At 74.4% G+C, this 26,768-nt stretch carries 25 protein-coding genes and 1 pseudogene; 13 read left to right on the top strand and 13 right to left on the bottom strand.

Annotated elements, in window-relative coordinates; genetic code table 11:
* The first annotated feature begins 19 nt into the window (after positions 1-19).
* Positions 20-1,018 carry an NAD-dependent epimerase/dehydratase family protein gene (locus ACZ4WV_RS09345; protein ID WP_465744447.1) on the top strand — a complete coding sequence of 333 codons (999 nt, stop codon included), beginning with the start codon at positions 20-22 and terminating at the stop codon, positions 1,016-1,018.
* Positions 1,019-1,080: 62 nt separating this feature from the next.
* Here ACZ4WV_RS09345 and ACZ4WV_RS09340 read toward each other — a convergent pair whose 3' ends face one another.
* Together ACZ4WV_RS09340 and ACZ4WV_RS09335 are read right to left on the bottom strand one after the other, a co-directional pair.
* Positions 1,081-2,997 (bottom strand): AAA family ATPase, encoded by a 1,917-nt coding sequence (locus ACZ4WV_RS09340; RefSeq protein ID WP_465744746.1) that lies wholly within the window; start codon positions 2,995-2,997, stop codon positions 1,081-1,083.
* A gap of 399 nt (positions 2,998-3,396) precedes the next feature.
* Entirely contained in the window at positions 3,397-4,053 is a 657-nt protein-coding gene (locus ACZ4WV_RS09335) for a uridine kinase family protein (protein WP_465744445.1), read from the bottom strand.
* A 212-nt stretch (positions 4,054-4,265) separates the two neighbouring features.
* On the opposite strand from ACZ4WV_RS09335, the gene ACZ4WV_RS09330 reads away from it, so the two are divergent.
* Positions 4,266-5,429: an acyl-CoA dehydrogenase family protein gene (locus ACZ4WV_RS09330; protein ID WP_465744443.1), complete on the top strand. Its 1,164-nt coding sequence runs from the start codon at positions 4,266-4,268 to the stop codon at positions 5,427-5,429.
* Positions 5,430-5,530: 101 nt separating this feature from the next.
* Here ACZ4WV_RS09330 and ACZ4WV_RS09325 read toward each other — a convergent pair whose 3' ends face one another.
* Positions 5,531-6,013 (bottom strand): hypothetical protein, encoded by a 483-nt coding sequence (locus tag ACZ4WV_RS09325; RefSeq protein WP_465744441.1) that lies wholly within the window; start codon positions 6,011-6,013, stop codon positions 5,531-5,533.
* Positions 6,014-6,242: 229 nt separating this feature from the next.
* On the opposite strand from ACZ4WV_RS09325, the gene ACZ4WV_RS09320 reads away from it, so the two are divergent.
* The 5 genes from ACZ4WV_RS09320 to fxsA all read left to right on the top strand — a co-directional run bounded on the left by ACZ4WV_RS09320 (position 6,243) and on the right by fxsA (position 11,356).
* On the top strand, positions 6,243-6,683 hold the full coding sequence (locus ACZ4WV_RS09320; RefSeq protein WP_045694655.1) for an Lrp/AsnC family transcriptional regulator: 441 nt from the start codon (positions 6,243-6,245) through the stop codon (positions 6,681-6,683).
* A 50-nt stretch (positions 6,684-6,733) separates the two neighbouring features.
* Positions 6,734-8,341 (top strand): amidohydrolase, encoded by a 1,608-nt coding sequence (locus ACZ4WV_RS09315; protein WP_465744440.1) that lies wholly within the window; start codon positions 6,734-6,736, stop codon positions 8,339-8,341.
* A gap of 75 nt (positions 8,342-8,416) precedes the next feature.
* A complete protein-coding gene (locus ACZ4WV_RS09310; protein WP_465744438.1) occupies positions 8,417-8,875 on the top strand; it encodes an N-acetyltransferase in 459 nt (152 codons plus the stop codon).
* A gap of 194 nt (positions 8,876-9,069) precedes the next feature.
* Positions 9,070-10,722, top strand: a complete 1,653-nt coding sequence (lnt, locus tag ACZ4WV_RS09305) for an apolipoprotein N-acyltransferase (RefSeq protein ID WP_465744437.1) — start codon at positions 9,070-9,072, stop codon at positions 10,720-10,722.
* Positions 10,723-10,777: 55 nt separating this feature from the next.
* On the top strand, positions 10,778-11,356 hold the full coding sequence (gene fxsA, locus ACZ4WV_RS09300) for an FxsA family membrane protein (RefSeq protein WP_465744435.1): 579 nt from the start codon (positions 10,778-10,780) through the stop codon (positions 11,354-11,356).
* A gap of 129 nt (positions 11,357-11,485) precedes the next feature.
* Here fxsA and ACZ4WV_RS09295 read toward each other — a convergent pair whose 3' ends face one another.
* The 3 genes from ACZ4WV_RS09295 to ACZ4WV_RS09285 all read right to left on the bottom strand — a co-directional run bounded on the left by ACZ4WV_RS09295 (position 11,486) and on the right by ACZ4WV_RS09285 (position 14,092).
* Positions 11,486-11,860 carry an RNA polymerase-binding protein RbpA gene (locus ACZ4WV_RS09295; RefSeq protein WP_153459849.1) on the bottom strand — a complete coding sequence of 125 codons (375 nt, stop codon included), beginning with the start codon at positions 11,858-11,860 and terminating at the stop codon, positions 11,486-11,488.
* Between the two features lie 277 nt (positions 11,861-12,137).
* Entirely contained in the window at positions 12,138-13,796 is a 1,659-nt protein-coding gene (locus tag ACZ4WV_RS09290) for a hypothetical protein (protein ID WP_465744433.1), read from the bottom strand.
* Between the two features lie 101 nt (positions 13,797-13,897).
* Complete coding sequence (locus ACZ4WV_RS09285) at positions 13,898-14,092, bottom strand: hypothetical protein (RefSeq protein WP_465744431.1); 195 nt, start codon at positions 14,090-14,092, stop codon at positions 13,898-13,900.
* A gap of 386 nt (positions 14,093-14,478) precedes the next feature.
* Between ACZ4WV_RS09285 and ACZ4WV_RS09280 the strand changes: the two genes are divergently transcribed.
* The 4 genes from ACZ4WV_RS09280 to ACZ4WV_RS09265 all read left to right on the top strand — a co-directional run bounded on the left by ACZ4WV_RS09280 (position 14,479) and on the right by ACZ4WV_RS09265 (position 17,143).
* Positions 14,479-14,871: an ankyrin repeat domain-containing protein gene (locus ACZ4WV_RS09280; protein ID WP_465744429.1), complete on the top strand. Its 393-nt coding sequence runs from the start codon at positions 14,479-14,481 to the stop codon at positions 14,869-14,871.
* A gap of 24 nt (positions 14,872-14,895) precedes the next feature.
* Positions 14,896-15,414 (top strand): GNAT family N-acetyltransferase, encoded by a 519-nt coding sequence (locus ACZ4WV_RS09275; protein ID WP_465744427.1) that lies wholly within the window; start codon positions 14,896-14,898, stop codon positions 15,412-15,414.
* A gap of 48 nt (positions 15,415-15,462) precedes the next feature.
* A complete protein-coding gene (locus tag ACZ4WV_RS09270; protein WP_465744425.1) occupies positions 15,463-16,536 on the top strand; it encodes a serine hydrolase domain-containing protein in 1,074 nt (357 codons plus the stop codon).
* 106 nt (positions 16,537-16,642) lie between these two features.
* A complete protein-coding gene (locus ACZ4WV_RS09265) occupies positions 16,643-17,143 on the top strand; it encodes an NUDIX domain-containing protein (protein ID WP_465744423.1) in 501 nt (166 codons plus the stop codon).
* A 21-nt stretch (positions 17,144-17,164) separates the two neighbouring features.
* Here the strand turns inward: ACZ4WV_RS09265 and ACZ4WV_RS09260 are convergent, their stop codons facing one another.
* The 5 genes and pseudogenes from ACZ4WV_RS09260 to ACZ4WV_RS09240 form a co-directional block, all read right to left on the bottom strand.
* Positions 17,165-17,815: a vitamin K epoxide reductase family protein gene (locus ACZ4WV_RS09260; RefSeq protein WP_465744422.1), complete on the bottom strand. Its 651-nt coding sequence runs from the start codon at positions 17,813-17,815 to the stop codon at positions 17,165-17,167.
* A gap of 114 nt (positions 17,816-17,929) precedes the next feature.
* On the bottom strand, positions 17,930-18,745 hold the full coding sequence (locus tag ACZ4WV_RS09255) for a DsbA family protein (RefSeq protein ID WP_465744421.1): 816 nt from the start codon (positions 18,743-18,745) through the stop codon (positions 17,930-17,932).
* Positions 18,746-18,890: 145 nt separating this feature from the next.
* A complete protein-coding gene (locus tag ACZ4WV_RS09250; RefSeq protein WP_465744420.1) occupies positions 18,891-19,565 on the bottom strand; it encodes a hypothetical protein in 675 nt (224 codons plus the stop codon).
* A 114-nt stretch (positions 19,566-19,679) separates the two neighbouring features.
* A pseudogene (locus tag ACZ4WV_RS09245) lies at positions 19,680-19,784 on the bottom strand (DUF4232 domain-containing protein); the annotation flags it as partial.
* 13 nt (positions 19,785-19,797) lie between these two features.
* A complete protein-coding gene (locus ACZ4WV_RS09240) occupies positions 19,798-20,571 on the bottom strand; it encodes a uracil-DNA glycosylase (protein ID WP_465744419.1) in 774 nt (257 codons plus the stop codon).
* Positions 20,572-20,729: 158 nt separating this feature from the next.
* Between ACZ4WV_RS09240 and ACZ4WV_RS09235 the strand changes: the two genes are divergently transcribed.
* Positions 20,730-21,737 (top strand): SPFH domain-containing protein, encoded by a 1,008-nt coding sequence (locus tag ACZ4WV_RS09235; protein ID WP_465744417.1) that lies wholly within the window; start codon positions 20,730-20,732, stop codon positions 21,735-21,737.
* Positions 21,738-21,813: 76 nt separating this feature from the next.
* A complete protein-coding gene (locus tag ACZ4WV_RS09230; RefSeq protein WP_465744415.1) occupies positions 21,814-22,266 on the top strand; it encodes a CBS domain-containing protein in 453 nt (150 codons plus the stop codon).
* Between the two features lie 90 nt (positions 22,267-22,356).
* Here ACZ4WV_RS09230 and ACZ4WV_RS09225 read toward each other — a convergent pair whose 3' ends face one another.
* Together ACZ4WV_RS09225 and ACZ4WV_RS09220 are read right to left on the bottom strand one after the other, a co-directional pair.
* Positions 22,357-25,281, bottom strand: a complete 2,925-nt coding sequence (locus ACZ4WV_RS09225; RefSeq protein ID WP_465744413.1) for an FAD-binding and (Fe-S)-binding domain-containing protein — start codon at positions 25,279-25,281, stop codon at positions 22,357-22,359.
* 177 nt (positions 25,282-25,458) lie between these two features.
* A complete protein-coding gene (locus ACZ4WV_RS09220) occupies positions 25,459-26,463 on the bottom strand; it encodes a glycosyltransferase family 2 protein (protein WP_465744411.1) in 1,005 nt (334 codons plus the stop codon).
* Positions 26,464-26,768: the final 305 nt, after the last annotated feature.

Genomic DNA, 26,768 nt, shown 5'->3' with positions numbered 1-26,768 from the left:
TCGGAGCAGGGTGGTCGGCATGAGACTCCTGCTGCTGGGTGGAACGAAGTTCGTCGGGCGCGCCGTCGCCGAGGAGGCGGTGGCCCGGGGCTGGGAGGTGACCGCCCTCAACCGCGGCACGCAGCCCGTGCCCGAGGGCGTGCGGCCGCTGGTCGGCGACCGTACGGCCGCGGACGGCCTGGCGGCGCTCGCCGCGGGGGAGTGGGACGCGGTGGTGGACACCTGGTCCTGGGCGCCGGCGGCGGTGCGCGACAGCGCGCGGGCGCTGAACGGCAGGGTCGGGCACTACGCGTACGTCTCCAGCCGTTCGGTGTACGACCACCCGCTGCGGGCCGGCGCGGACGAGACGGCGCCGATGGTCGCCTCCTCCCCGGACCTGACCGGCGAGGTGCCCTACGCCGAGGCCAAGCGCGGCGCCGAACTGGCGCTGGAAGCCGAGTACGGCGGCCGGGCGCTGCTGGCCCGGGCCGGCCTGATCCTCGGCCCGTACGAGGACATCGGCCGACTGCCCTGGTGGCTGAACCGGATCGCCCGCGGCGGGCCGGTGCTCGCCCCCGGCCCACGCGATGCGGCGCTGCAGTACATCGACGGCCGCGACCTCGCGATCTGGACCCTGGACGCGGTGGCGGCCCGCCTGGGCGGCCCCTACAACGTGGTCAGCCCGGCTGGTCACGCCACCATGGGCGACCTGCTGGCGGCCTGCGTCCGGGCCACCGGTTCGGACGCCGAGCTGCGCTGGACCGACCCGGAGCGGATCCTCGCGGCGGGCATCGAGCCGTGGACCGAACTGCCGATCTGGCTTGCGCCCGGCGAGCTGTACGACTTCCTGCACGGCGCCTCGGTGGTCCGCGCGGTGGACGCCGGGCTGCGCTGCCGCCCCGTCGCCGAGACGGTCGAGTCCACCTGGGCCTGGCTGCGCTCCATCGGCGGCGACGCCCCGCAGCGCGCCGACCGGCCGGCCGTCGGGCTCGACCCCGAGCGCGAGGCTAGTCTGCTCCGACAGTCGGACACCCGATAGCCGGGGCCGCCCCCGGCCCGCCCGCTCCCAGCCCGGCCGCGTCCTCCAGCCTCGGCCGTTCGCTACCCCCGGCCGTCGATCAGCTCCCCGTACGCCTGCACCAGGTCCGGCAGCCGCAGCGTCGCCAGGTCCTCCCGGCCCGGCGGTTCGCGCAGCAGCGACAGCCGGAGGTCCCGGTAGGCGCAGGACTTCTCGTACAGGGTGCGGATGAACCGGCCGTTGCCCAGCTCGTCGATCCAGCCCTCGCGCACCACGTGGGTGCAGATGCTGGCCAGCTCCTCGGCCGCGTCCTCGTCCCAGCCGTCGCCGTCCCGGCCGGCCAGCGCCGCACCGATCGCGGTCAGCTCGTTCGGGCGGTAGCTGGGGAAGTCGACGCGGGTGGTGAAGCGGGAGTTCAGGCCGGGGTTGGTGGCGAGCAGCCGGTTCATCCCCTCGGGGTAGCCGGCCAGGATCACCACCAGCCGGTCCCGGTTGTCCTCGGCCCGCTTCAGCAGCACCTGCAGCGCCTCGTCACCGTACGCGTCGCCCTTGGTGTAGCCGGAGTTGGAGAGGCTGTACGCCTCGTCGATGAACAGCACGCCGTCCAGCGCGGAGTCGATCAGGTCGTTCGCCTTGACGGCCGTCTGGCCGAGGAACTCGCCGACCAGGTCGGCTCTCTGGGCCTCCACCAGATGGTCGCCGGAGAGCAGGCCGAGGGCGTGGAAGACCCGGCCGAGGATCCGGGCCACGGTGGTCTTGCCGGTGCCGGACGGACCGGAGAAGACGAAGTGCCGCTTCGGCGGCTGGACCGGCAGGCCCTGCTCGGCCCGCAGTCGACTCATCCGCAACTGGGCCGACAGCGCGCGCACTTGGCGCTTCACCGGCTCCAGGCCCACCATCAGTGACAGTTCGGCCAGGGCCGCGTCCAACTCCCGGTCGTCGCCCCCCGACCGAGCCGCGGGGGCGGGCGCGACCCGGGGCTGCGCCTCGCCGCGGACGGGCAGCGGCGCGGGTCCGGCGGGGCGGCCCGGGGCACCCGAGCCGGACCGCTCCCCGGCCGCCTGGGGCGCACCGTCGGCCGCCGGCCCGGCCGGGGCGAGGTCGGTGACCTCGTCCACCAGGCTGGCGTCCACCGCCGGCCCACCGCCCGGCTCGGCGGCTCCGGGTCCGAACTCCTCGCCGTAGAGCGGTCCTTCCACGTACCCGAGCTCGTCCTGGTAGCCCGCCTCGCCGCCCGGCCCGGCCGGCTCCGCCCCGCCCGGGCGCCCGCCCGCCAGCAGCCCGTCGGCGAGCGAGTCCTCCGCCGCGATCGCCGCCAGCCGGGTGGCGGTGTCCATGAAGGCCGGATCCGCCCGGTGCACCGCCCGGTACAGCGGCAGGGCCGCCGCGCTGCGCCCGGCCCCCTCGTACGCCCGGGCCAGCCAGTACCGCAGCTCCTTGCGCTGCGGCTGCTCGGAGCGGCAGCGCGCCAGCGAGGCGGCCAGTGGCGCCTGCGCCTGGGCGCACATGTCCAGCCGCACCCGCGCCATCCCGGCGAACAGCCCGGCCTCGATGCCCAGCAGCGGGTCGTCCAGCAGGCGGTCGGTGTCCCGGATCAACTGCTCCCAGTCCTTGAGCAGGTAGGACCGGCAGGCGTACAGGAACTGGGCGGAGGGGTCCTCGCTGGGCGCCGGGCACTGCTCCAACGCCCGGTCCAGCTCGGCGAGATGGCGGCCGTCCAGCCAGTGCGAGGCGTGCGCCAGGGCGAGGTCGCGGGCGTCCTCCAGGACGGGCTGCACCCACCAGCCCAGCCAGTACCAGGAGCTGAGCGGGCGCCGGTGCAGCCGCCGCTGCTCGCCGAAGCGCTTCTGGTGGCGGTACATGGCGAGCAGCGCCGCGGAGGTGTCGCTGCGCAGTGCGTGGAGGCCGAGCCAGGCGTCGGCCATGCCCGGGTCCAGCCGCACGGCGGCCCGGAACTCCTCCTCGGCGCGGGCGTAGGCGCCCGCGGTGTAGGCGTCCATGGCGCGCAGCCAGGCGCGGTCGGCGAGCCGGTCCGGGCCGCCCGCCGTGCTGTCGGAACTGTCCACCGTCGTCACTCACGCCCCCCGCGGTGTGGCCCGGGGCTCGGTCGTCGGTTCGCCTGAGCATGGCCGGGCCGTGGTCGGAAGCCCCCGGGGCGCCTCTGCGCCTGCCAGGAATCGTACCGGCGCGGGGCTGATCCGGAAGGGTGCCGTACGGGCTCAAATGCGATCGTGCGCGCGGTCGTTGGGCGGCGAAATGGCTGAAACGAGCGGGCTGTGCCGGCGCTGTGGCGCGATGGGGAGGGGGGACCGAACGGCGCCCCCGGCTCACGGGGGAACAAGCCGGGGACGCCGGGTCCGATGCGGCCGGAGCGCTGCGCTCCAGCGGCTGAGGCAAACCTAAGTCCTGGTGATGTCGCAGGTCAAGGACTTGGTTGAAGCTTCACCCACGGTGCCCGGCAGGATCCGCCCGGTCACCCCGTCGACGCGCGTGGCGGCGTACGGACGGCTCGGGTCGGCGGCGAAGTGCGCCGCCTCCGCCCGCGCCCAGCCCGCCCAGAACCCGGCCAGTTCCGGACCGTCCCGCTCCTCCCCGCGCCGCCGGGCCGCCAGGGCGTCCAGCTCCATCCAGATCACCCGGGCCAGGAACGGGCGCACCTCCCGGCGCCCCGCGCCCACACCCTCCACCAGTACCACCGGGGCGGCCGGCACCACGGCGGTCGTCGCGAAGCGGCGCAGCGTCCAGTCGTACACCCGGTACACGGTGTCCCGGCCGGCCGCCAGCGGTTCCAGCACCTGCTCGCGGAGCCGCCCGGTCCACCCGAAGAAGTCGGTGTGGGTGGCCAGGTCGTCGAGGTGGACCACCGGCGCCCCGCCGAGTGCCGCCGCCAGCCGCCCGGCGAAGGTGGTCTTGCCGGAGCCCGCATGGCCGTCCACCGCGACCAGCCGCACCGGCCCGCAGGAGGGCGCCAGCGCGCGCAGCTCGGCGGCGAGCGCGGTCAGCGGGTCGCCGGTCGCGGGCGGAAGAAGGGTGGGGAGGGTTCCGGAAACAGCCACAACGTCAACCCTACGGTGCCGTAGCCCACCACTGCGTCCAGTTCATCTGCGCTGGTCGTGACGGCAGCCCGGGTTTCGGGCATACTCGCCTTCGCCACGCCTGTGAACGGCCGTTCACCGCAACCCGGTGCCGGTCGGGCCGACCTGCCACACCCCGCGCCGGACCAGCCGACAGCTCGGTCCGTCGCCCGATCGAGGAGGCGACCGCCGCCATGACCCCCTCCCCCGTGAAAGCCGTGGAGCGCCAGCTGCCGAGCGAGGAGGCCCGGGAGCTGCTGAGCCTCACCCGGGACCTGGTGCAGCGCGAGCTGCAGCCGCGCGCGGCGGAGGACGAGGGCGCCGGCCGCTTCCCGCGGGAGGTCTTCCGCACCCTCGGCGAGGCCGGGCTGCTGTCCCTCCCGTACGACGAGGAGTACGGCGGCGGCGAGCAGCCGTACGAGGTGTACCTGCAGGTGCTGGAGGAGCTCGCGGCCGGCTGGCTGGCCGTCGGCCTCGGCGTCAGCGTGCACACCCTGTCCTGCCACGCGCTGGCCACCTTCGGCACCGACGGGCAGCGCGAGACCTGGCTGCCCGGCATGCTCTCCGGCGACCAGCTCGGCGCCTACTGCCTCTCCGAGCCGCAGTCCGGCTCCGACGCGGCCGCCCTGCGCACCCGCGCCGACCTGGACGGCGAGGAGTACGTCGTCAACGGCACCAAGGCCTGGATCACGCACGGTGGGCAGGCCGACTTCTACAGCACGATGGTGCGCACCGGCACCGAGGGCCCGAAGGGCATCAGCTGCCTGCTCGTCCCCGGCACCCAGCAGGGCCTGTCGGCCGCACCGCCGGAGCACAAGATGGGCATGCGCTCCTCGCCGACCGCCCAGCTGCACTTCGACGGCGCCCGGGTCTCCCGCGACCGGCTGATCGGCGAGGAGGGCCAGGGCTTCCAGATCGCGCTCGCCGCACTGGACTCCGGCCGCCTCGGCATCGCGGCCTGCGCGGTCGGCGTCGCCCAGGCCGCCCTCGACCTCGCGGTGGACTACGCCCGCACCCGGCGCCAGTTCGGCCGCCCGATCGCCGAGTTCCAGGGCCTGTCGTTCATGCTCGCCGACATGGCCACCCAGATCGAGGCCGGGCGCTCGCTCTACCTGACCGCCGCGCGGCTGCGGGACGCGGGCCGGCCGTTCTCCAAGGAGGCGGCGATGGCCAAGCTGTTCTGCACCGACACGGCGATGCGGGTGACCACCGACGCCGTCCAGGTGCTCGGCGGCTACGGCTACACCCAGGACTTCCCGGCAGAGCGTTATATGCGCGAGGCCAAGGTGCTGCAGATCGTCGAGGGCACCAACCAGATCCAGCGGCTGGTGATCGGCCGCCACCTCACGAAGGCCTGACGGCCTTCCCCGATACGGCCTGCGGCCGTCACTCCAGGGTGCGGAGTGACGGCCGCAGGCGTTCCTGCCGGAGCGTCAGGTCAACGGTGAACGGGCGGCGCTCATTGCCGCACCAGCCGCCGGCGCTGCTCCGGGATGACCGGCGTGACCGGGACGGTCCTGCGCGCGGCCTGGCCCGGGGCCGCCGCGGTGCGCACCGGGCGGTGCACCAGCGCGTGCGAGAACGGCTGGGTGCGCCAGTCGAGACCGCTCGGAAGCTTGAACAGCGCGTCGAAGCCGGTCGGCTGCGCGTCGTCCGAGCTCTCGACCTCGGCCAGGTCGTCGGTCGGGCTGCCCGAACCCGGGCAGATCGCGGGAGCGAAGGGGTTCCAGGCGGTGGGCAGCAGGGCGTGCTGCGGAAGCCGGTCCTCATCCGCCACCAGGGCGATCGGACGGCGGCACTCGGGGCAGTGGACCCGGAAGATGTCCCAGGTCTCGGCCTCGCCGGGGTCGACGCCCGGCGCTTGGTCGACCGCGAGGTCTTCGCGGCCGGTCATATCGTCGGTCTCGTCGGCGCGCAGCACACGCTGGTCAGTAGCAGGCATGAGGATCCCCCTAGGATCGGGCCCGGCATGGTCGTCCAGGGCCACAACCAGCACTTCCCTGGGATTCGGGCTCATAACCCTGCGGTGGTGCGCACCGCGATGCACCGGGTGTGTCCTTGGCCACATCGCCTGCCACATTCACCCGGCACTTGCCTCCGTGTCACCTGCGGTCCCGGTCCGTGCCACCGTGTGCGCCCCCCGTGCTCCGGAGCCGGTAGGTTTGCCCACTGTGGAGGATCTCGACCAACGCATCGTCCAGCTGCTCCTCGAGGACGGCCGGATGAGCTACACGGACCTGGGCAAGGCCACCGGCCTGTCCACCTCGGCGGTGCACCAGCGGGTGCGCCGCCTCGAACAGCGCGGGGTGATCCGCGGCTACACCGCGATCATCGACCCCGACGCCGTCGACCTGGCACTGACCGCCTTCATCTCGGTCAAACCCTTCGACCCGAGCGCCCCCGACGACACCCCGGAGCGGCTGGCCGGCCTGCCCGAGATCGAGGCCTGCCACAGCGTCGCCGGCGACGAGAACTACATCCTCAAGGTCCGCGTCGGAGCCCCCGGCGACCTGGAGGACCTGCTCGCCCGCATCCGCAGCGCCGCCGGGGTCTCCACCCGCACCACCGTGGTGCTCTCCACCCCCTACGAGGCCCGGCCCCCGAAGCTCTGAAGCTCGGACCGGCTCGGGGGGAGCGAAACCCAAGGTGCAGACTTAGCCGCATGACCGAAAGCACCCCCCGGACCGTCCTGCTGCGCGGCGGCGCCGTCTACAGCCCCGCCGACCCGTTCGCCACCGCGATGCTCGTGGAGGGCGAGCACATCGCCTGGGTCGGCAGCGACGGCGCCGCCGAGGCGTACGCCGCCACCGCCGACGAGATCGTCGAGCTGGACGGCGCGCTGGTCACCCCCGCCTTCGTGGACGCCCACGTCCACGCCACCGCCACCGGCCTGGCGCTCACCGGTCTCGACCTCACCGGCAGCCCCTCGCTGGCCGCCGCCCTGGCAGCCGTCACCGCCTTCGTCGAGGCCAGGACCGACTCCGGCGGGGTGCTCATCGGCCATGGCTGGGACGAGAGCGGGTGGCCCGAGGGCCGCCCGCCCACGCTCGCCGAACTCGACGCCGCCGCCCGCGGCGCCGCGCTCTACCTCTCCCGCACCGACGTGCACTCCGCGCTCGCCACCACCGCGCTGCGCACCCGCACCGAGGGCCTCGCCGAGCGGCCCGGCTTCGACGCCGAGGGCCCGCTCACCAAGGACGCCCACCACGCCGTCCGGCGGACCGCGCTGGCCCACCTCACCCCCGAGCAGCGCCGCCACGCCCAGCGCGCCACCCTCGCCCGCGCCGCCGAACTCGGCATCGGCGCCCTGCACGAGTGCGCCGGGCCGGAGATCTCCTCCGAGGCCGACCTGACCGCCCTCCTGGCCCTGGCAGCGGACCGCGAGGGCCCCGAAGTGTTCGGCTACTGGGGCGAGTTGGGCGGAGTCGAGACGGCGCGCCGGCTCGGCGCGGTGGGCGCCGGCGGCGACCTCTTCGTGGACGGCGCGCTCGGCTCGCGCACCGCCTGCCTGCACACCCCGTACGCCGACGCCGGGCACACCGGCGCCGCCTACCTGACCGCCGAGCAGGTCGCCGACCACGTCGCCGCCTGCACCGGAGCCGGGCTGCAGGCCGGCTTCCACGCCATCGGCGACGCCGCCGTCACCGCCGTCATCGAGGGCGTCCGGGCGGCCGGCGAGCGGGTCGGCCTCGACCGCGTCAAGGCCATGCGCCACCGCGTCGAGCACGCCGAAGCGCTCGACGACAAGGCCATCGCCGCGTTCGCCGAGCTCGGCCTCACCGCCTCCGTCCAGCCCGCCTTCGACGCCGCCTGGGGCGGCCCGGACGGCATGTACGTGCAGCGCCTGGGCGCCGAGCGGGCCGCCGCCCTCAACCCCTTCGCCGCCCTGCTGCGGGCCGGCGTCCCGCTGGCCTTCGGCTCGGACGCCCCGGTCACCCCGCTCGACCCCTGGGGCACCGTCCGGGCAGCGGCCTTCCACCGGACCCTGGACCACCGGATCTCCGTCCGCGCCGCCTTCACCGCCCACACCCGCGGCGGCTGGCGCGCGATCGGCCGCGACCAGGACGGCGTGCTGGTCCCCGGCGCCGTCGCCAGCTACGCGATCTGGGCCGCCGAGGACCTGGTCGTCCAGGCCCCCGACGCCCGGGTGGCCGGCTGGTCCACCGACCCGCGCTCCGGCACCCCCGGCCTGCCCGACCTCACCCCGGGCCGCGAACTCCCCACCTGCCTGCGCACCGTGGTCCGCGGCCGCACCGTGCACCAGCGCTGAGACGGACGCGGTCCTGAACCGGACGCGGCGCTAAACCGGATGAGGGGGAGCGCCGGAAAGCCTAGATTGACCGCCATGACGACCGATCCCCTGGTGCCCGCCGACTTCACCGTCCCCCGTGAGCTGCTCGCCCCGGAGTTCCGCCTGGAGCCCCTGGGCGAGCAGCACAACGCCTCCGACCACGCCGCCTGGACGAGCAGCATCGACCACATCCGCGCCACCCCGGGCTGGGCCGGCCGCGGCTGGCCGCCCGCGGAGGGGATGCCCCTCGAACAGAACCTCGCCGACCTGCGCCGCCACGCCGCCGACTTCGAGGCCCGCACCGGCTTCACCTACACCGTCCTGGAACCGGACCGGGACGAGGTGATCGGCTGCGTCTACATCTACCCGGACCGCGAGGACCCGTCCGTGGTCTCGGTCAGCTCCTGGGTCCGCGCCGACCGCGCCGAGCTGGACGCCCCGCTCCACCGGGCCGTCTCCGACTGGCTCTCCGCGCACTGGCCGCTGGGCCGCCTGCGCTACTCCGAGCGCTGACCGGCCGAGCGCTGACCGGCGGGCGAGGCCGCCCGGCGCGGGTGCGGCGAGGGCAGGTGCCGGGGCCCGGTCCGGCCGGGGCGGGGGCCGTCCGGCCGTACCACCCTGACCTCACGCGACCCCGACGTTCCGGGGTACCTTCTTCGGACAGCGTCCGAACAGCAAGTCCCCAGGAAGATGGTGCGCCGGTGGCCATGCCCGTCACCCAGGAGCGGTCCGGGACCGCTCCCGAGCCACAGGACCCGGCCCCTACCCCCGGCAGGCCCGGACGCGCCGCCCGCACCGTCGCCAAGGTCCGCACCGGGCTGCCCCGCACCGGCCTCGCCGCGGTGGCCGGCCTGCTGCTCGCGCTCGCCTTCCCGCCCTACGACCTCTGGCCGCTGTCCCTGCTCGGCGTCGCCGCGCTGTCGCTGCTCACCCGCGGCCGCACCTTCCGCCAGGGCCTGTGGACGGGCTTCGCCTTCGGCCTGCCGTTCTTCCTGGTGCTGCTCAGCTGGCTGCGGGTGGTCGGCTGGGACGCCACCGTCGGCCTGTCCGTCGTCGAGGCGCTGTTCCTGGCCCTGCTCGGCGGGGCGCTGGCGCTCACCTCCCGGCTGCCCGGCGGGCCGCTCTGGGCGGCCTGCCTGTGGGTCACCCAGGAGTGGGCCCGGGACCGGCTGCCGCTGGGCGGCTTCCCCTGGGGCCGGCTCGCCTTCGCCAACACCGCCACCCCGTTCACCCCGCTCGCCGCGCTCGGCGGCGCGCCGCTGGTGACCTTCGCCGTCGCCCTCTGCGGCGCCCTGTCGGCCTGGGCCGTGCTGCGCCTGCGCCGGGGGTCGCGCAAGGCGCCCCGGGCGGCCGCGCTGGCGGCGCTCGGCGCGGTCGCCGCGCTGCTGACCGGCTACCTCGTCCCGGTGCCGACCGCCGCGAACGACACCGTCAAGGTCGCCATCGTCCAGGGCAACGTGCCCAACCCGGGCATGGACTTCCTCGGCCGCCCGATGATGGTCCTCAACAACCACGCCTCGGCCACCGAGCGCCTCGCCGCCGACGTCCGGGCCGGCAGGACCCCCCGCCCCGACATCGTGATCTGGCCGGAGAACTCCTCCGACCTGGACCCGTTCTCCGACCCGCTGGCCCGCGACCGCATCGACGAGGCGGTCCAGGCCGTCGGCGTGCCGACCCTGGTCGGCACCCTGGTGGACGGCCCGGACGCCCAGCACGTCCAGAACGAGGGCATCGTCTGGGACCCGCGGACCGGCCCGGGCGCCTCCTACACCAAGCAGCACCCCGTCCCCTTCGGCGAGTACGTGCCCTTCCGCGCCCAGCTGATGAAGGTGATCACCCGCCTCCAGCGGGTCGCCCGGGACTTCTACCCCGGCGACCACAACGGCGTCATGCAGCTCGGCCCCGCGCGGATCGGCGACGTCATCTGCTTCGAGGTGGCCTACGACGAGATCATCCGGGACACCGTCGACAGCGGCGCCCGCGTCCTGGTGGTGCAGACCAACAACGCGACCTACGCCGAGACCGGCCAACCCGAGCAGCAGCTCGCGATGAGCCGGCTGCGCGCGGTCGAGCACGGACGGGCCGTCCTGATCGCCGCCACCAGCGGCATCAGCGCGGTGATCGCCCCCGACGGCACGGTCGAGCAGCGCACCCGGGAGCTGACCCCGGCCGAGCTGTCCGCGACCGTCCCGCTGCGCGACGGCACCACGGTGGCCGACCGGGTGGGCGCCGCGCCGGAGTGGACGCTGGCGGTCGGAGGCCTGCTGGCCTGCGGCGCCGCCGTGCTGATCGGCCGCCGGAAGAAGCCGGCCACCGGAACACCGGCCACCGGGGAAGCGTTGGACCAGGTGGTGCCGTAGCCGGCCCGGACCTCCCGTGCGGCGCGCAGAGCACCGCTTGGAGTGGATTCGTACCGTGACCCAGCAAGCTACCCCCAGCCGTCCGGCCCCCCGTGGCAGGCTCCGCCGGGCGCTGCCGCTGCTGATCACCGCCTGGCTGGTGCTGGAGATCTGGCTGCTGGTCCAGGTGGGTTCGTGGCTGGGCGGCTTCACCGTCCTGCTGCTGCTGATCGGCGGCGCGCTGATCGGCGGCTCCCTGATCAAGCGGGCCGGGTTGAAGGCGCTGTCGGCCGCCGTCGAGCAGAGCAAGAACCCGCAGTCCGAGCAGCCGCAGACCGGCACCAGCATGACGGTGCTGGCCGGGCTGCTGTTGGTCGTCCCCGGCTTCCTCTCGGACCTGGTCGCCCTGACCCTGCTGTTCCCGCCCACCCGGGCGCTCTGGCGGGCCGCCGGACGCCGGGTCGCGGGCAAGGCGCTGCGCAGCACCTCCGTCGCCGGCGCCGATCCGTTCGCGGACGCGATGCGGCTGCAGGAGCAGCTGCGCATCCACCGCCCGGACGGCAAGGTGATCCACGGTGAGGTCGTCGAGCCGGGCGCCGGCCCGCGCGATCCGCAGGAGCCGGGCACCGGCTACCGGCCGCCGATCGCCGGCTGACCCCGCCGGTCGGCCGTCCGATTCCGCTGCCCGCCCCGGACAGGCTGCCCGCCCCGGACAACGCGAAAGGGACCCTGGTGACCAGGGTCCCTTTTCGCGTCCTCCCGCCCAGCGGCGGGAGCGAGTGTGTCAGGCGCTCTTGCGGGTGTCCCGCGGGTGCACCGCGAGGTTCATCCCGCCGGAACGGAGCACGGCCAGCCGTTCGGCCAGCACCTCCTCCAGCTCCTCGCGCGTCCGGCGCTCCATCAGCATGTCCCAATGGGTGCGCGTGGGCTTGACCTTCTTCTCCTCCGGCTCGTCACCGTCGAGAAGTGCCGCCTCCTGGCCGCAGAAGCGGCATTCCCAGGTCGGTGGGATCTCCGCCTCGACCGAGAAGGGAACCTCGAATCGGTGTCCGTTCTGACATGCGTACTCGACGGTCTGGCGGGGAGCCAGATCGATACCACGGTCGGTCTCGTAGCTAGTGGCCCCGAGTCGCGTGCCGCGGAGAGCTCGCTCGCTCATGAATCGTGCCTCCCGGGCTTATGGCCCACAGGACTAGTGGTCGCTGTTCTTCGTCGTTCGGTCAACGCTCGGCTTCCGACGAAGATTCCCGTCCCGGGACATGCGTCGTCTGTCGTGCCGCCCCTGTTTGTACCCACCGGCGCCCGATTTGTCACATCTGGCCAGTGATATCACCCCAGGTGTCACCTATTTCACAGGCGGTGATCGGTCGGCCTTTCCGTTCCCGAGCGTACCGGGGCGGGGTTCGACGGGCGTCGGCGCCCCCGCCGCCGGACGTTCAGGAGATCGGTCGGGAGCGGATCATCGGCTCGCTCTTGCCGAGGTCGACGGGGCGGATGTGGTCGACGGATTGGACGGGTTGGACGGCACGGACGTGGTGGACCGCGGACGCCCCGTCCGCCGGGACGGTCGGCGGGTGCTCCGGGCGCGGCGGCGCGGCCGGGGCCACCTCGGTGCGGCTGTCGCGGTGCGGCAGCAGGGCGATCACCGCGTCCCGCAGCTGCGGCGGGGCCTCGTCGTCCAGCGGGTCGACGGTGGCGGGCACCTGGAGCCGGACGGGGGTGCCATTGCCGATCCGGGCGTAGCCGCGGCCGCGCGGTGCGTGCGCGGCGGGCACGATGTCCAGCGGTGCGCCGAGCGCGGCGCGGCCCTCCTCGGGCCCGGCGGGGCCGAGCAGGACCCGGGCCCGGGTGGTGGTCCGGACGGTCGGGGTGAGCCGGTCCCGGGCCTCGACGTCGTCGGCGACGACCACGGTGACCCGGGCGGCCCGGCCGTGCCGCAGCGGCAGCTCCAGCAGGTCCTGCGGGTCGGGGCGGCCCTCCGCGTGGGCGAGTTCGCTCAGCTCGGTGGGGTGGTCCAGCAGCAGCCACAGCGGCCGGCTGATGTCCTCGGGCGGGGTGGTGCCGCTGTGCCGGGCGGCGTTCAGGGCGGCGAGCCGGCGTTCGGTCTCCTGGGCGGCCCACTCCAGCGCGGCCAGCGCCCCGAGCAGGCTGGTCTCCACGGTGTGCACGCCGGGCCGGTTCACCAGGCAGGCGTGCTCCCCGGTGCCGGCGCCGTCGATCACCACCAGGTCGCCGTAGGGCAGGGCCTGGAGCGCGATCGAGCGCAGCAGGCTGGAGGTGCCGTGGCCGGCGACCCCGAGGGCCAGCAGGTGCGGCTCGGAGGAGCGCGGGCCGGTGCGCCAGACCACCGGCGGCTGCTGGACGATGGCGCCGCCCTGGCTGACCGGGATGGTGCGGGCGGTGCCGTCCTCGTCGGTGAAGCCGAGCACGATCTCGCCCGGGGCGGCCACGAAGCGCTGGGCGACGATGTCGGTCGGCAGCGGGGACATCGCGGCGATCCGCAGCCGGTTGGACTCCTCGTCCCAGTCGAAGCGGTACTCCCGGGCCCGGCCGGCCTTGCCCTGGACGACCTGCTCGATCCGGGCGCGGGCGGCCGGCTCGGTGTCGGTGAAGTACGCGGGGTAGCTGAGCTCCAGCTTGGCGAGCCGGCCCTCGCCGTCGAACTCCCAGGCGCTGAAGGCGCTCTTGTAGCTGCCCTCGAAGCGGTAGAGCGGGTTGATGTCCTCGGGCCCGCACAGGTACGGGGTGAGTGCCGAGTAGAGGGCGCTCAGCTTGACGTCGGCGACGTCGGGCGCGGGCGCGGCGGCCGCGTCCCTGGGGGCCCGGCCGGCCCAGGCGGCGCTGGCCATCAGGGCGATCAGCGCGAACAGCAGGCCGTGCGGCAGCAGGTAGATGCCGATCAGCAGGGCGGCGGTCAGGAACAGCGTCGGGCCGCGGCGCTCCTTCGGGGTGGCCTGCCAGCGGCCCTTGGCCCAGTCGGCGTGGTGGCGCAGGCCGCGGCCGATCACGGCGAGCGGGGCGAACATGTCCGAGGCGTGGTCCCCGGCGGTGCGGGCGATCTCACGGCCCTTGCTGAGGTGGCGGTGGAGCGGCATTGCGTGACTCCCCGGGCGGGTGGGACGGGTTGGGGTGAGGGGTACGACGGGGCCCGGGGCGGTGGGGTCCGCGCCCGGGCCGTACGGGGGAGTGGTGGCGCCTAGAACCGGATGCCGCCGAGCAGGCTCGCCAGGCTGGCGCCGCCCGCGGTGATGCTCGGGGCGATCGAGGAACCGGCGATGTAGAAGCCGAGGAGGGAGCAGACGATGGCGTGGGAGACCTTCAGTCCGTCCCTGCGGAAGAACAGGAAGGCGATGGTGCCGAACAGGACGATGCCGGAAATCGAGAGGATCACGGTCTGCTCCTCGGGGAGGGGGACAGGGGCAGTGTTACTAAAAGTGCCCTTATAGTGACAAAAAGTAATAGATGATGGAACGGGGCAAATGGGTGGTTCTGTGACGTGATGTCGTCGGCGAGGCCGGAGGGAAGTATGCGAACCGGCCGGGTGAGTGCCTGGTACGCCGCTGGTGTGGTGCGGCCAGGCATTCCCGGCGAGCGGACCAGGGATTTCCGGACCGTCCCCGAAGTTCGCCCGAACGGCTGCGCGACCCGCGCGGCCGGGCGTCGTACCGGGAGGGCCGCCGTCCGGAATCCGGACGTCTGCTGGCCCGGCTCGGCGCCGGGCCGCTACGGTGCGGTACGGACCGTTCCACCGCCAGCTCCGAGGAAAGGCAGCCCGCCATGACCGATGCCCCCGACGCCGAGGTGATCGCGCTCGCCGGGAAGCTCTTCGACGCCGCCCGGACCGGTGACACGGCCGTGCTGACCGCCGCCGTCGAGGCGGGCGTCTCCGCCGACCTCACCAACGGCAGCGGCGACACCCTGGTCATGCTCGCCGCCTACCACGGCCACGCCGGCACCGTCGAGGAGCTGCTGCAGCGTGGCGCCGATCCCGACCGCGCCAACGACAAGGGCCAGACCCCGCTGGCCGGCGCCGTCTTCAAAGGCGAGGCCGAGGTCGTCCGCGCCCTGGTGGCCCACGGCGCCGACCCGCGGGCCGGCGTCCCCTCCGCCCTCGACGCCGCCCGGATGTTCGGCCGGGAGGACATGATCGCCGTGTTCGAAGGCGCCTGAGGCCAGGCCGTAGGCTTTTCCACCATGGAGAGCACCGCCACCAAGGACACGACCGGCACCGTCGAGTTCCGCGTCACCGGCTACGCCCACCCCGACGCCCAGGCCCTGTCGGAGCAGGTGCAGCAGGAGTACGTCCGCCGCTACGGCGACCCGGACGAGACCTTGATGCACCCCGAGGACTTCGAGGCGCCGGCGGGGCTGTTCCTGGTCGCCTACCTGGACGGCCGCCCGGTCGCCTGCGGCGGCTGGCGGGCCAAGCGACTGGGCCCCGACGGGCTGCGCGACGGCGACGCCGAGTTGAAGCGGATGTTCGTGATCCCCGACGCCCGCGGCCGAGGCCTGGCCCGCGCGGTGCTACGCCACCTGGAGCGGACCGCCGTCGAGGCCGGACGCGCCCGCTTCATCCTGGAGACCGGCACCAAGCAGCCCGAGGCCATCGCCCTGTACGAGTCCGAGGGCTACGCCGCGATCCGCAAGTTCGGCATCTACAAGGACCACGCGCAGAGCGTCTGCCTCGGCAAGGAACTCACCGCGGCGGTCTGAGCGGCGGCCGCGCCGGGTAGGCTCCCGTCGGCCCGAAGGGGGACGCGGATGAGCCGTCGAGCGCCGGGAGCGGACCGGCTCCCCGCCCTGGCCGTACCCGGCGGTGAACTGGACCGGCTGGTCCGGGACGGTGCGCGCACCGTCGGGGCGGGCGCCGTCTGGGCCGTCGGTGACGCCGGCGGCACGCTCGGCGGCGCCGGCCACGGCGTGCTCGGGCAGGGCCCGTACGCGGAGCTCGCGCCTGGGCCCGACACCCGGTACGACCTGGCCAGCCTCACCAAGATCGTGGCGCTCTGGCCCTGCACGGGCGTCCTGTGGCAGTCCGGAGGGCTGCCGCTGGACGAGCCGCTCGGCCGCTGGTGGCGGCCCGCCGCCAGGCACCCGGCCGGATCGGTGACGGTTCGTCAACTCCTGGCGCACACCGCCGGAATGCTCCCGTACACCCGCTTCGAGCGGCTCTACGGGCGGGCGGCCACGGCGATCCGGGCCGGGGTGATCTCGGCCCCGCTGCACCGCGAGCCGGGCGCCGCCGTCGAGTACACCGACCGCGCCGCCGTGCTGCTGACCTACCTCGTCGAGGACCTCGGCGGCGCGCCGCTGGACGAACTCGCCGCGTGCTGGGCCTGGCGGCCGCTGGGCATGACCGACACCCGCTACGGACCGCTCGGCCCGGAGGAGACCAGCCGTACCGCGCCGACCGAGTACGACGAGTCGCTCGGCGCCCATCTGCGCGGAACCGTGCACGACCCCTCGGCCCGGCTGCTCGGCGGGGTCTCCGGCAACGCCGGGGCCTTCTCCACCGCCCGCGACCTCGCCCGCTTCCTCACGGCCCTGCTCGCCCCGCCGGCCCGACTGCCCTGGGGCGACCCGTGGATCACCGAGTCGCTGCGCGAGCAGACCGGCGGCCTCGCCCCCGCCCGGGGCCTGTCCTGGCTGTACGCCCCCGGCACCGCACCGGCCGACGGGACCTTCGTCCACTACGGCTTCACCGGCACCGGCATCTGGATCTCCCGACGGCTCGGCCGCTGGGCCCTGCTGCTCACCAACAAGGTGCACTACGACCGCACCACCCAGCCGCTCACCGATCTGCGCAACGCCTTCCGGCAGGCCGTGTTCGGGTAGCGCGCGCCCTGGCACCCGATCGAGTGGATTAGGTGCGAACCACCCCTGGTAGGACCGTCATTGCGGCACAGTGGCCGCGACCGGGGCAGCCGACGAAGGAGGCGCGATGACGGAGACCTTTGCCCTGACGGAGGAGGAGTGGCTCTCCGGGATAGTGCGCGCCTACACCGGGTGCAGCGTGCTGCTCACCGACGACGCGGGCAAGATCCTGCTGCTGAAGGCCAGTTACCGTGACCAGTGGCAGTTCCCCGGCGGCGGGATGGACCCGGGTGAGGCGCCGGCCGAATGCGCCGCGCGCGAACTGCTGGAGGAGACGGGCCTGGTGGCGGGCGACCTGCGGCTGCTGGTCGTGGAATGGCGCGAGGCGATCCCCGACCAGGGCGAACACGCCCACCCGGCGGTGCACTTCATGTTCGACGGCGGCACGGTCGAGCCCGGGGCGGTCCTCCGCCTCCAGCCCGAGGAGATCGCCGACCACGGGTACTTCACCCCCGCCCGGGCCGCCGCGCTGCTGCACCCCTGCGCGGCGCGCCGGCTCAGCGGAGCCCTGGAGGCCCGGCGGACCGGCGCGGCCGCCCTGCTGCACTCGGCGGGGTACCTGGGATGACGACCGGAAAGTCGAGTGGGGTCAGAGCAGGGTGCTCCAGTAGTACCAGAACCGGTTGAGCACCAGCAGCGCGATCACCGCCGCCCACAGCACCGGCAACGCCCAGTGGTAGCGGGCCGCCTCCCGGACGACGACCCGCATCCTCGGCCCGACCGGGATCACGCCCGTCCGCAGGTTGTGCAGGGTGGTGTACCAGAACAGCGTCACCACCGTCGCCCACACAACGATGCAGTACGGGCACAGCGCGCCGATCTCGTACAGCGCCTGGTCGATCAGCCAGTGCACGAACACGACGCCCAGCACCGTCCCGCCCTGCAGGCCCAGCCAGAACCAGCGCCGGTACACCGCGCCGGCCAGCAGCCCCGCCCCGATCGCCACCAGCGCGCCGAAGGCCGTCAGCCCGAGCAGCGGGTTCGGGAAGCCGAACACCGAGGCCTGCTCGGTGCGCATCACCGAACCACAGCTGATCACCGGATTGATGTTGCAGCTGGGGACGTAGGACGGGTTCTCCAGGATGCGGATCTTGTCGAAGGTCAGGACGGCCGAGGCGGCCAGGCCGATCAACCCGCCGAGGAACAGCAGGATCGCGTAGGCCCGGCTCGCGCCGATCGGATCCCGGCCGGCGGCGCCGGGGGCCGGGTGGGACAGATGGACGGTGGTCGCGGCGGTCATGGCAGCACACTCCGGTGGCTGGCTGGGGAGGGGCCCGGCCCGGCCGGGAATTCGGCCGGGCCGGTGGTGCCGTGTGGTGCGATGCGGTGCGATGCGGTGCGGTGCGGGCCGGGGCTACTGGAGGCCGGCGGCCTGCTTGACCTGTGCGGTGAACTGCTCCGGCGTCGCGGCCGCGTTGCCGGCGAACAGGCTGATCGGCTTGCCGTCCACCTTGACCGTCGGCGTGCCCGTCACCCCGCTGTTGTTGAAGGCGTCGGCGACCTTCGCCGCCCACGGGGCGTAGGTCTTGTCGGTGACGGCCTTCACGAAGGCGTCCGTCTTCAGGCCGGGCACCTGGCCCGCCAGGTCCAGCAGGTGGTTGACGTCGCCGAAGCCGTCCTCGCGCTCGTCCGGCTGGTTGGCGTACAGCACGTCGTGGAACGCCTTGAACTTGTCCACGCCCTCGTTCAGGGCGGCGCCGGCGGCGGCCAGCGCGGTGCGCGAACCCTTGCCGCCGAGGTTCTTGTCCAGGAAGGCCGCCAGGTGGAACTCCACCTTGATCTGCCCCGCCTCGGCCAACTGCTTGACGGTCTGGCCGTTCGTCGCCTCGAAGTGCTGGCAGACCGGGCAGCGGAAGTCCTCGAAGACCTCCATGGTGTGCGGGGCGTCGGCCTTGCCGTAGGTGATCACCGTGCCGTCCGGGCCGGTGGCGTTCGCCGGGACGACCAACGGGGCCGCGGACGAGGCCGCGGAGGCCTTGTCGTCCTTGCCCGAAGCCGAACTGACCGCGAGCGCGACACCGCCCGCGAGGGCGACGACGGCGACGGCGGAGACGGTCACCACGATCCGCTGACGGCGCTTGGCCGCCTGCTGCTCACGGCGCTGCGCCTCCTGGATCCGCTCACGGGCGCTGATGCGCTTGGCCTGCTGCTTGCTCGGGGACTGATTCATGGGGAAGTCAACTCCTGTACGCGGCGCGCGGGCGCGCGCGGGGGCCGCACTCGGGTGCGGCGGGGTCGGTGAACGCGGGAGTCGAGCGCACTGCCTGCGGGCGTACGGGGGCCGGGCGGCCCGGAACGCCGTTACCGGGAAGCGGTCAGCAGGCAGGCGCGAAGGACGGCGGACCACGGCGGGGCGCCGGGCTCAGCACCACGTCCTCGCGGCGCGGCCGTTCACGGTTCGACGCCGGCAGCGGTACCCGCAGCACCGGGCGCGCCGGGGCGGGGAGCAGCAGCAGGACCAGCGCCCGCAGCGGGCGGGTCAGCGACTGGCGCAGCGCGCGCAGCGCCCGGGTCAGGCCCGACAGCGCGGCGTCGCCGAGCCGCAGCCAGGCCGAGGCGGCCAGCGCGATCACCAGGTGCACCACCAGGAGCAGCAGCTGGGTCGCGGCGGGCGCCGACTGCCCGGCGTGGCCCAGTGGCGCGCCCAGCAGTGAGCCGTCCACCGAACCGCCGCCACACACCAGCAGGTTGACCCCACGGGCGGAGACGTGCTCCGACAGCACCGGACCACAGCCGGTCTGGCCCAGGTTGAAGGTGGTGTTGAGCAGCAGCTCGACCGGCACCATCACGCCGGAGATGTGCAGCAACCGCCGCTCCCCGCCGGCCAGCGCGGCCGCGACCAGGAAGACGACGGCGCTGACCGCGGCCACCAGCGACAGCGGCAGCGGGCGACCGGTGATGACCACCTGACCCAGCGCGGCCATCGGCACGGCGAGCGCGGTGAACACCGCGGCCCGCAGGGCCCTGGTCGCATGGGTGGAGGTCGTCACGCTCGGGAGTATGCCATGGCACTCACTCCCGGCACGAGGGCGCGTGACGGTTCCGGTGCCCATGACGTCCTCTCAGGGCCTCTCGCGGGGTCGGCTCCTCGGCGGGTACCGGGGTCACCAGGAGCGGGCGTCGTCCAGGGACTGCTGCCCGTAGGTGACCTTGAGGGAGTCGTCCACGTAGACGCCCTCGGCGGGCAGCGACGGGTGCGCTGCCGTGCCGAAAAGGACCCGCCTACCGGGTGCTGAGCCCCGCCGAGTGGGCGGCGTCGCGGAGCAGGTCGCGGAGCATGGCCGTGGTCAGGCGGCCGGTGTTGGTGTTGCGCGGGCTGACGTGGTAGCAGCCGTAGAGCCGCAGGTCGGGGCCGCCGTCGCGGGCGGGGAGGGTGACCTGGGCGGCGTGGCCGAAGAGCGGGCGCGGGCGGGGGACCTGCCAGCCGGCGTCGGCGATCACCGGGAGCATGGCCTGCCAGGCGAAGCCGCCGAGCGCGACGACGGTCCGGACGGTGGGGCGCATCATCTGCAGCTCGCGGGTGATCCAGGGGCGGCAGGTGTCGCGTTCGGCGGTGCTGGGCTTGTTGTCGGGCGGGGCGCAGCGGACCGGATCGGTGATCCGCACGCCGTGCAGTTCGAGGCCGTCACCGTGTCGGACGGACTCGGGGCGGTTGGCGAGCCCGAGCTCGTAGAGGGCGGCGTAGAGGAGGTCACCGGAGGGGTCGCCGGTGAAGATCCGGCCGGTGCGGTTGGCGCCGTGGGCGGCGGGGGCGAGGCCGACCAGGACGAGCGGGGCGTCGGGCGGGCCGAAGCCGGGGATCGGGCGGGCCCAGTAGTCCCAGTCCTGGTAGGCGCGGCGCTTGGTGAGGGCGGTCGCCTCGCGCCATTGGACCAGGCGGGGGCAGGCCCGGCAGCCGGTGACCACGCGGTCCAGCGCGGCGAGTCCGGGCGCCCGGGCGGCAGCCTCGGCGGGGTGGAGCGGGTGGTCGGGGTCGGCGGCGGGGGACTGCGGCATGCTTCGCATCCTAAGGGCGTCCCCCTCGGGCCTTCGAGGCGCTCGTCCGGCGGTCCGGGCAGGCGTAGCGTGGAATCAGTTGCTCCGGATGCCCCCGGCCCGGCCGGATCGGCGGTGCCGGAGACACCGGTGCGCGCGGAGGCCGCGAGGAGGCCGCGATGATCGTCGATGCGGTGTTGGGGGCTCTCGGAGGGCTGGTCGGCCTGGGGGCGATCTGGGCGGCCATGAGCATCCGGGTCGTCCAGCAGTTCCAGCAGGGGGTGGTGTTCCGCTTCGGGCGGGTGCGCGAGGAGATCCGCCAGCCGGGGCTGGTCGCGCTGATGCCGATCGCGGACCGGCTGCGCCGGGTGAACGTGCAGATCGTGACGATGCCGATCCCGGCGCAGGAGGGCATCACCCGGGACAACGTGACCGTGCGGGTGGACGCGGTGGTCTACTTCCGCGTGCTGGACCCGGTGAAGGCGACGGTCAACGTGCAGGACTACAACTTCGCGATCTCCCAGGTCGCGCAGACCTCGCTGCGGTCGATCATCGGCAAGAAGGAACTGGACGACCTGCTGGCCAACCGCGAACCGATCAACGAGGGGCTGGAGCTGATGATCGACAGCCCGGCGCTGGGCTGGGGCATCCAGATCGACCGGGTGGAGATCAAGGACGTCGCCCTGCCGGAGTCGATGAAGCGCTCGATCGCGCGCCAGGCGGAGGCGGAGCGTGAGCGGCGGGCCAGGATCATCACGGCGGACGGCGAGTACCAGGCCTCGGCGCGGTTGTCGGAGGCGGCCGCCGTGATGAGCGAGACCCCGGCGGCCCTGCAACTGCGCCTGCTGCAGACCGTGGTGGAGGTGGCGGCGGAGAAGAACTCGACGCTGGTGCTGCCGTTCCCGGTGGAACTGCTGCGGTTCCTGGACAGCGCGACGGAGTCCCAGCAGCGCGATCTACTGGCGGCCGCCGCGGTCGCCGCCGCCGCGAAGTCCGCGGAGCAGGCCGTGGAGAGCGGCGAGGTCCCGGAGGCCGGGGCCGACCGGGAGCCGACCAAGCGGGAACTGCCGCCGCTGGAGGAGGTGTTGTCCCGCTCGCCGCTGGAGGGCACGGACCTGGAGGGCGGTTCGGCGGAGACGGACGGCCAGGCCGGTGAAGCGGACGCGGAACCGCGGGCGACGCCGTGACGGGTGCCCGGTGGCGGCCGCCACCGGCCAGGACCACGATGGACGAGGGGGAACAAGCCAGGTCAGGAGGCGGACCATGACCAGAGCCGGCGACATCATGCACCAGGGCGCGGAGTGCATCCGCGAGCACGAGACGCTCGCCGCCGCGGCCCGGATCATGCGGGAACGGCACGTGGGCGCACTGCCCATCTGCGGCGAGAACGACAAGCTGCTGGGTATCGTGACCGACCGCGACATCGTGCTGCGCTGCGTCGCCGAGGGCCGCGACCCGGCGCAGGTGACGGCGGGGGATCTGGCCCTCGGACGACCGATGACCGTGGAGGCGGACGAGGACTGCGAACAGGTGCTCCGGATGATGGAGCAGTACCAGGTCCGCCGGCTGCCGGTGATCAACCACCCAGAGCACAAGCTGGTCGGCATGATCAGCGAGGCGGACATCGCCCGCGGCATGCCCCAGGCCCGGGTAGCGGAGTTCGTGACGGCGGTCTGCGCGGAGGAGCCGCCCAAGAAGGAGGCGCTGCAGGGCTGACCGGGACGCCGGGCACCGGACCGGACGGTTCAGGAGGAGGCCGCCGCGAGCGCGGCCTTCCTCGCTGGGACCCCTAGGGCGCGCGCGGTGTCACTCGTCGGAGCGCAGGGCTCGGGCGATCAGCTCGGCGAGGTGGAGGGCTTGGCGGCCGTCGGCGAGTTGGGTGATCTGGGTGCGGCAGCTGAAACCGTCGGCCAGGACGACCGTGTCCGGTGCGGCGGCCCGGACTTCGGGGAGCAGGACGCGTTCGGCGATCGCCTCGGACACCTCGAAGTGGCCGTTCTCGAAGCCGAAGTTGCCCGCCAATCCGCAGCAGCCGGAGTCGAGCACCCGGTTGTGCAGGCCCAGACGCGCCTCGATCCGGCGGTCGGCGGCGCTGCCGAGCACCGCGTGCTGGTGGCAGTGGGTCTGGGTGATGGCCTCCAGCGGGATGCGGGGCAGCGGGGCGTCCGGGGCGAACTCGTCGATGAACTCGGCGAAGGTGCGGGTGCGGTCGGCGAGCGGGCGGCCGTCCGCGCCGAGCAGCCTGGGCAGGTCCTCGCGCAGGGTGGCGGTGCAGCTGGGGTCGAGGCCGACCACGGGGGTGTCGGCCGGAAGCCCGGAGGCCGCCAGGGTCCGCAGGCTGCGCCGCAACACCCGGCGGGCGGTGCCGAGTTGGCCGGTGGAGTACCAGGTGAGACCGCAGCACACCGGCCCGGCGGGCAGGCGGACGTCGAAGCCCAGGTGCTCCAGCACCTCGACCGCCGAGCGCGGCACGTTCGGCTGGAGGTGCTCGGAGAAGGTGTCCGGCCACAGCAGCACCGGTCGGGCGCCGGCCGGAGCCGGGTGCTGGGCGCGGTGCCGCCGGTACCAGCGGGTGAAGGTCTCGGGCGGGAAGACCGGCAGCACCCGGCGCCGGTCGATCCCGCCGAGCCGTTTGAGCAGGGCGCCGGTCGGCGAGCGGACGAGGGTGTTGGCGGCCGCCGGTGCGAGTGAGACCGCCCGCAGCCACAGCGGCAGCCAGCCCATCGAGTAGTGCGCGAGCGGCCGCGGCCGGTGCCGGTAGTGCTGGTGCAGGAACTCGGTCTTGTAGGTGGCCATGTCGACGTGGACCGGACAGTCGCTCGCACAGCCCTTGCAGCTCAGACAGAGGTCCAGGGCCTCCCGGACCTCCTCCGAGCGCCAGCCGTCCGGGACCGCCGCCCCGGACCGGTGGCCGTCGGGGGCCGCCATGCCGCGCAGCATCTCGGCGAGCAGCCGGGCCCGGCCCCGGGTGGAGTGCCGTTCCTCGCCGGTGGCCATGTAGCTGGGGCACATCACCCCGGTGGTCGGGTCCACGCACTTGGCGACGCCCACACAGCGGTGCACCGCCTTGGCCAGACTGCCACCGTCCCGCTCGTACGGCAGGGCCAGCGGCAGCGGGCGGCTCGCGGCGCCGGTGACGAAGCGCAGGTCGGCGTCGAGCGGGCGCGGGTCGACCAGCACGCCCGGGTTGAGCAGGTTCCCCGGGTCCCAGATCCGCTTGAACTCGCCGAACAGCCCGATCACTTCGGGTGGGTACATGCGCGGCAGCAGCTCGGCGCGGGCCTGTCCGTCGCCGTGCTCGCCGGAGAGCGAACCGCCGTACGAGACCGCCAGATCGGCCGCCTGCTCCAGGAACTCCCGGAAGACCAGCACCCCTTGGGGTTCGTCCAGCGGGAAGTCGATCCGCAGGTGCACGCAGCCGTCGCCGAAGTGCCCGTACGGGACGCCGCGCAGGCCGTGCCGGCGCAGCAGGGCGCGCAGGTCCCGCAGGTAGTCGCCGAGCCGCTCGGGCGGGACGGCGGAGTCCTCCCAGCCGGGCCAGGCCTCGCCGCCGCCCGGCAGGCGGGTGACGATCCCGGCGCCCGCCTCCCGTACGGCCCACAGCTGGCGCTGCTCCACCGGGTCGGTGACCAGGGCGACGGTGGCGGAGCGCTCGCGGCGCACCTGGTCGGCGAGCCGGCGGGCCGCCTGGTAGGCCTCCCGGGCCGTGGCGCCGCCGGTCTCCAGGAACAGCCAGCACTCGCCTGCGGGGAGCCGGTCCAGCGCGGGCGGGCGCGGGCCGGCGGCGAGCAGCGCGGCGATCAGGTCGGCGGCCATGCCCTCGGCGGTCAGCGGGCCGAGCGGCAGCAGCGCCGGGACGGCGTCGGCGGCGGCGCCCTCGTCGGGGTAGCCGGCCACCACCAGGGCGCGCGCGGGCGGGGCCTCGACGAGGCGGACGGTGGCGCCGAGCAGCAGCGCGCAGGTGCCCTCGGTGCCGGTGAGCGCCCGGGCCAGGTCGTGGCCGTGCTCGGGCAGCAGCGCGTCCAGCGGGTAGCCGGAGGTGCGGCGCGGCAACTGCGGCAGGCCCTGCCGGATGGTGCCGAGGTTGCGGTCGGTGAACTCCTGCAGATCACGGTGGAGCCGGCCCGCCCGGCCGGGCAGGGCGCGCAGCGCCGCGCGTTCCCGCGCGTCGAGCCGGCCGCCGACGGTCAGCTCCGTGCCGTCCGCGAGCAGCAGCTCCAGTCGTTCCACGTTGTCGGCGGTGCGTCCCCAGGCGAGCGAGTGGGAGCCGCAGGAGTCGTTGCCGATCATGCCGCCGATCGTGCAGCGGCTGTGGGTGGACGGGTCGGGGCCGAAGCGCAGCCCGTACGGTCCGGCGGCGCGCTGGAGGTCGTCCAGTACGGTGCCGGGCTGGACGCGCGCGGTGCGGGCCTGCGGGTCGATCTCCAGGACCGAGCCCAGGTGGCGACGGAAGTCCAGGACCACCGCGCCGGGGCCGATCGCCTGCCCGCCGATGCTGGTGCCCGCCCCGCGCGCCACCACCGGCACCCGGTACTCGCCGCACAGCGCCAGCGCGGTGCGCACGTCGTCCAGGTCCGCGGGCTTCACCACGCCGAGCGGCAGCTGCCGGTAGTTGGAGGCGTCGTGGCTGTAGACGGTCCGTTCGGCGGCGCCGAAGCGGACCTCCCCGCGCAGGACGGCGGCCAGTTCGCGGGCCAGTTCGGCCCGGGGCCGGGCGGATGGACGGCTCACCAGGGACCTCCCGGGCGGTACGGCGGCAGACGGCTCCGCCGATGATCGCAGCCTGGGCGCCGCCCGGGTACCGGACGCGGCGGGGGGTACCGCCGACGGGGTGTCGGGTGGTTCCTGCGGCGGCCGCGGTCGGCGGCCCCACGGCCGCGGTCCCGGCCGGCCGGGCCCCGGGCGCGGCTACTTGCGGCCGGTGAGGGTGCCGCGGGCGATGTGCGAGAGCTTGGCGACCTCGAAGGCCGGGTAGGCGCCGCCGGCCAGCAGGGAGAATTTGATCCCCTCGCGCCCGGCCGGCTTGCGGTGGCCGGGCGGCTGGAAGCGGCGGTGGTGCTCGGCGGCCCGGTGGAAGAACTGCGGCCGCTCGGCCCGGGAGACGCAGCCGGCGAGGTCGAAGACGAACAGGTAGTGCCGGATCATCCGGATGAACAGCGCGTCGCGCACCGCGTACAGGTGCGGCTGCTCCTCCAGGAGCGCGAAGCTGCGCTCGTACTGCTCGAACAGGTCGAACACGCTGCTGCCGGGGCCGCCGATGGGGTGGACGGTCTCCCGGCGGCGCAGTTGGACGCACTCGCGCGGCAGCACGGCGGCCTTGCGGGCGCCGAGCAGCGCGGCGTGGACGACCGGGATCTCCTCGTACCTGCCGTCCGGGAACGCGAGCCCGAGCTCCTCCCAGTGGCCGCGGCGGATCAGCCGGTCCCAGATCAGCGGCGGCGCGCCGAACAGCGCGGGCTGGTCGAAGGGCGCGAACACCTCGGGGCCCGCCTCGGCGAGCAGCGCCTCGGCCCCGCCGGGCCAGTCGCGGTCGTTGTGGCGCCGGGAGTGGCCGAACAGCAGCACGTCCACCGGACCGGTCTGCTTGAGCCGGTCGGCGAGCGTCTGGAGGGCGTCCCGGGGCAGCAGGTGGTCGGCGTCCAGGAACAGCAGGTACTCGCCGGTGGCCCGCGCCGCGCCCGCGTTCCGGCTCACCCCGACCCCGACCGCCGCGTTCAGGTGCAGCGCGGACGCCCGCGGGTGCTTGGCCGCATACGCGTCGGCGAGCCCGCCCGGGGTCTCCGGGGAGCGGTCGGCGACCACGATGACCTCGACGTCCGCCAGGGTCTGGGCGAGCAGCGAGTCCAGGCAGTCGGCGAGCTGCCCGTGCTGGTCGTAGGCGGGGAGCACGACGCTGATCAGGGGTGAGGACATGACGCCGGAGCGTAAGAGGGCGCGCGAACGGTGGCAAAGCCCTGACGGCCTGTAATTACGAGCAATTGGCGACAAATCGTACGACCGTACGCCATATCTTCACGCCGCCTTCCGGGCGCGTCCACGCCAGGCCGGAACGCGGCGCGGGGGGGGGGGGGGGGGGGGGGGGGGGGGGGGGGGGGGGGGGGGGGGGGGGGGGGGGGGGGGGGGGGGGGGGGGGGGGGGGGGGAAAGGGGAGGGGGGGGGGGGGGGGGGGGGGGGGGGGGGGGGGGGGGGGGGGGGGGCGAAATGGGGGGGGGTCGCGG

Source organism: Kitasatospora sp. NPDC029312 (genome assembly GCF_055569215.1).
The sequence above is the reverse complement of the archived record's forward strand: the minus strand, read 5'-3'. Positions and strand labels throughout refer to the sequence as shown.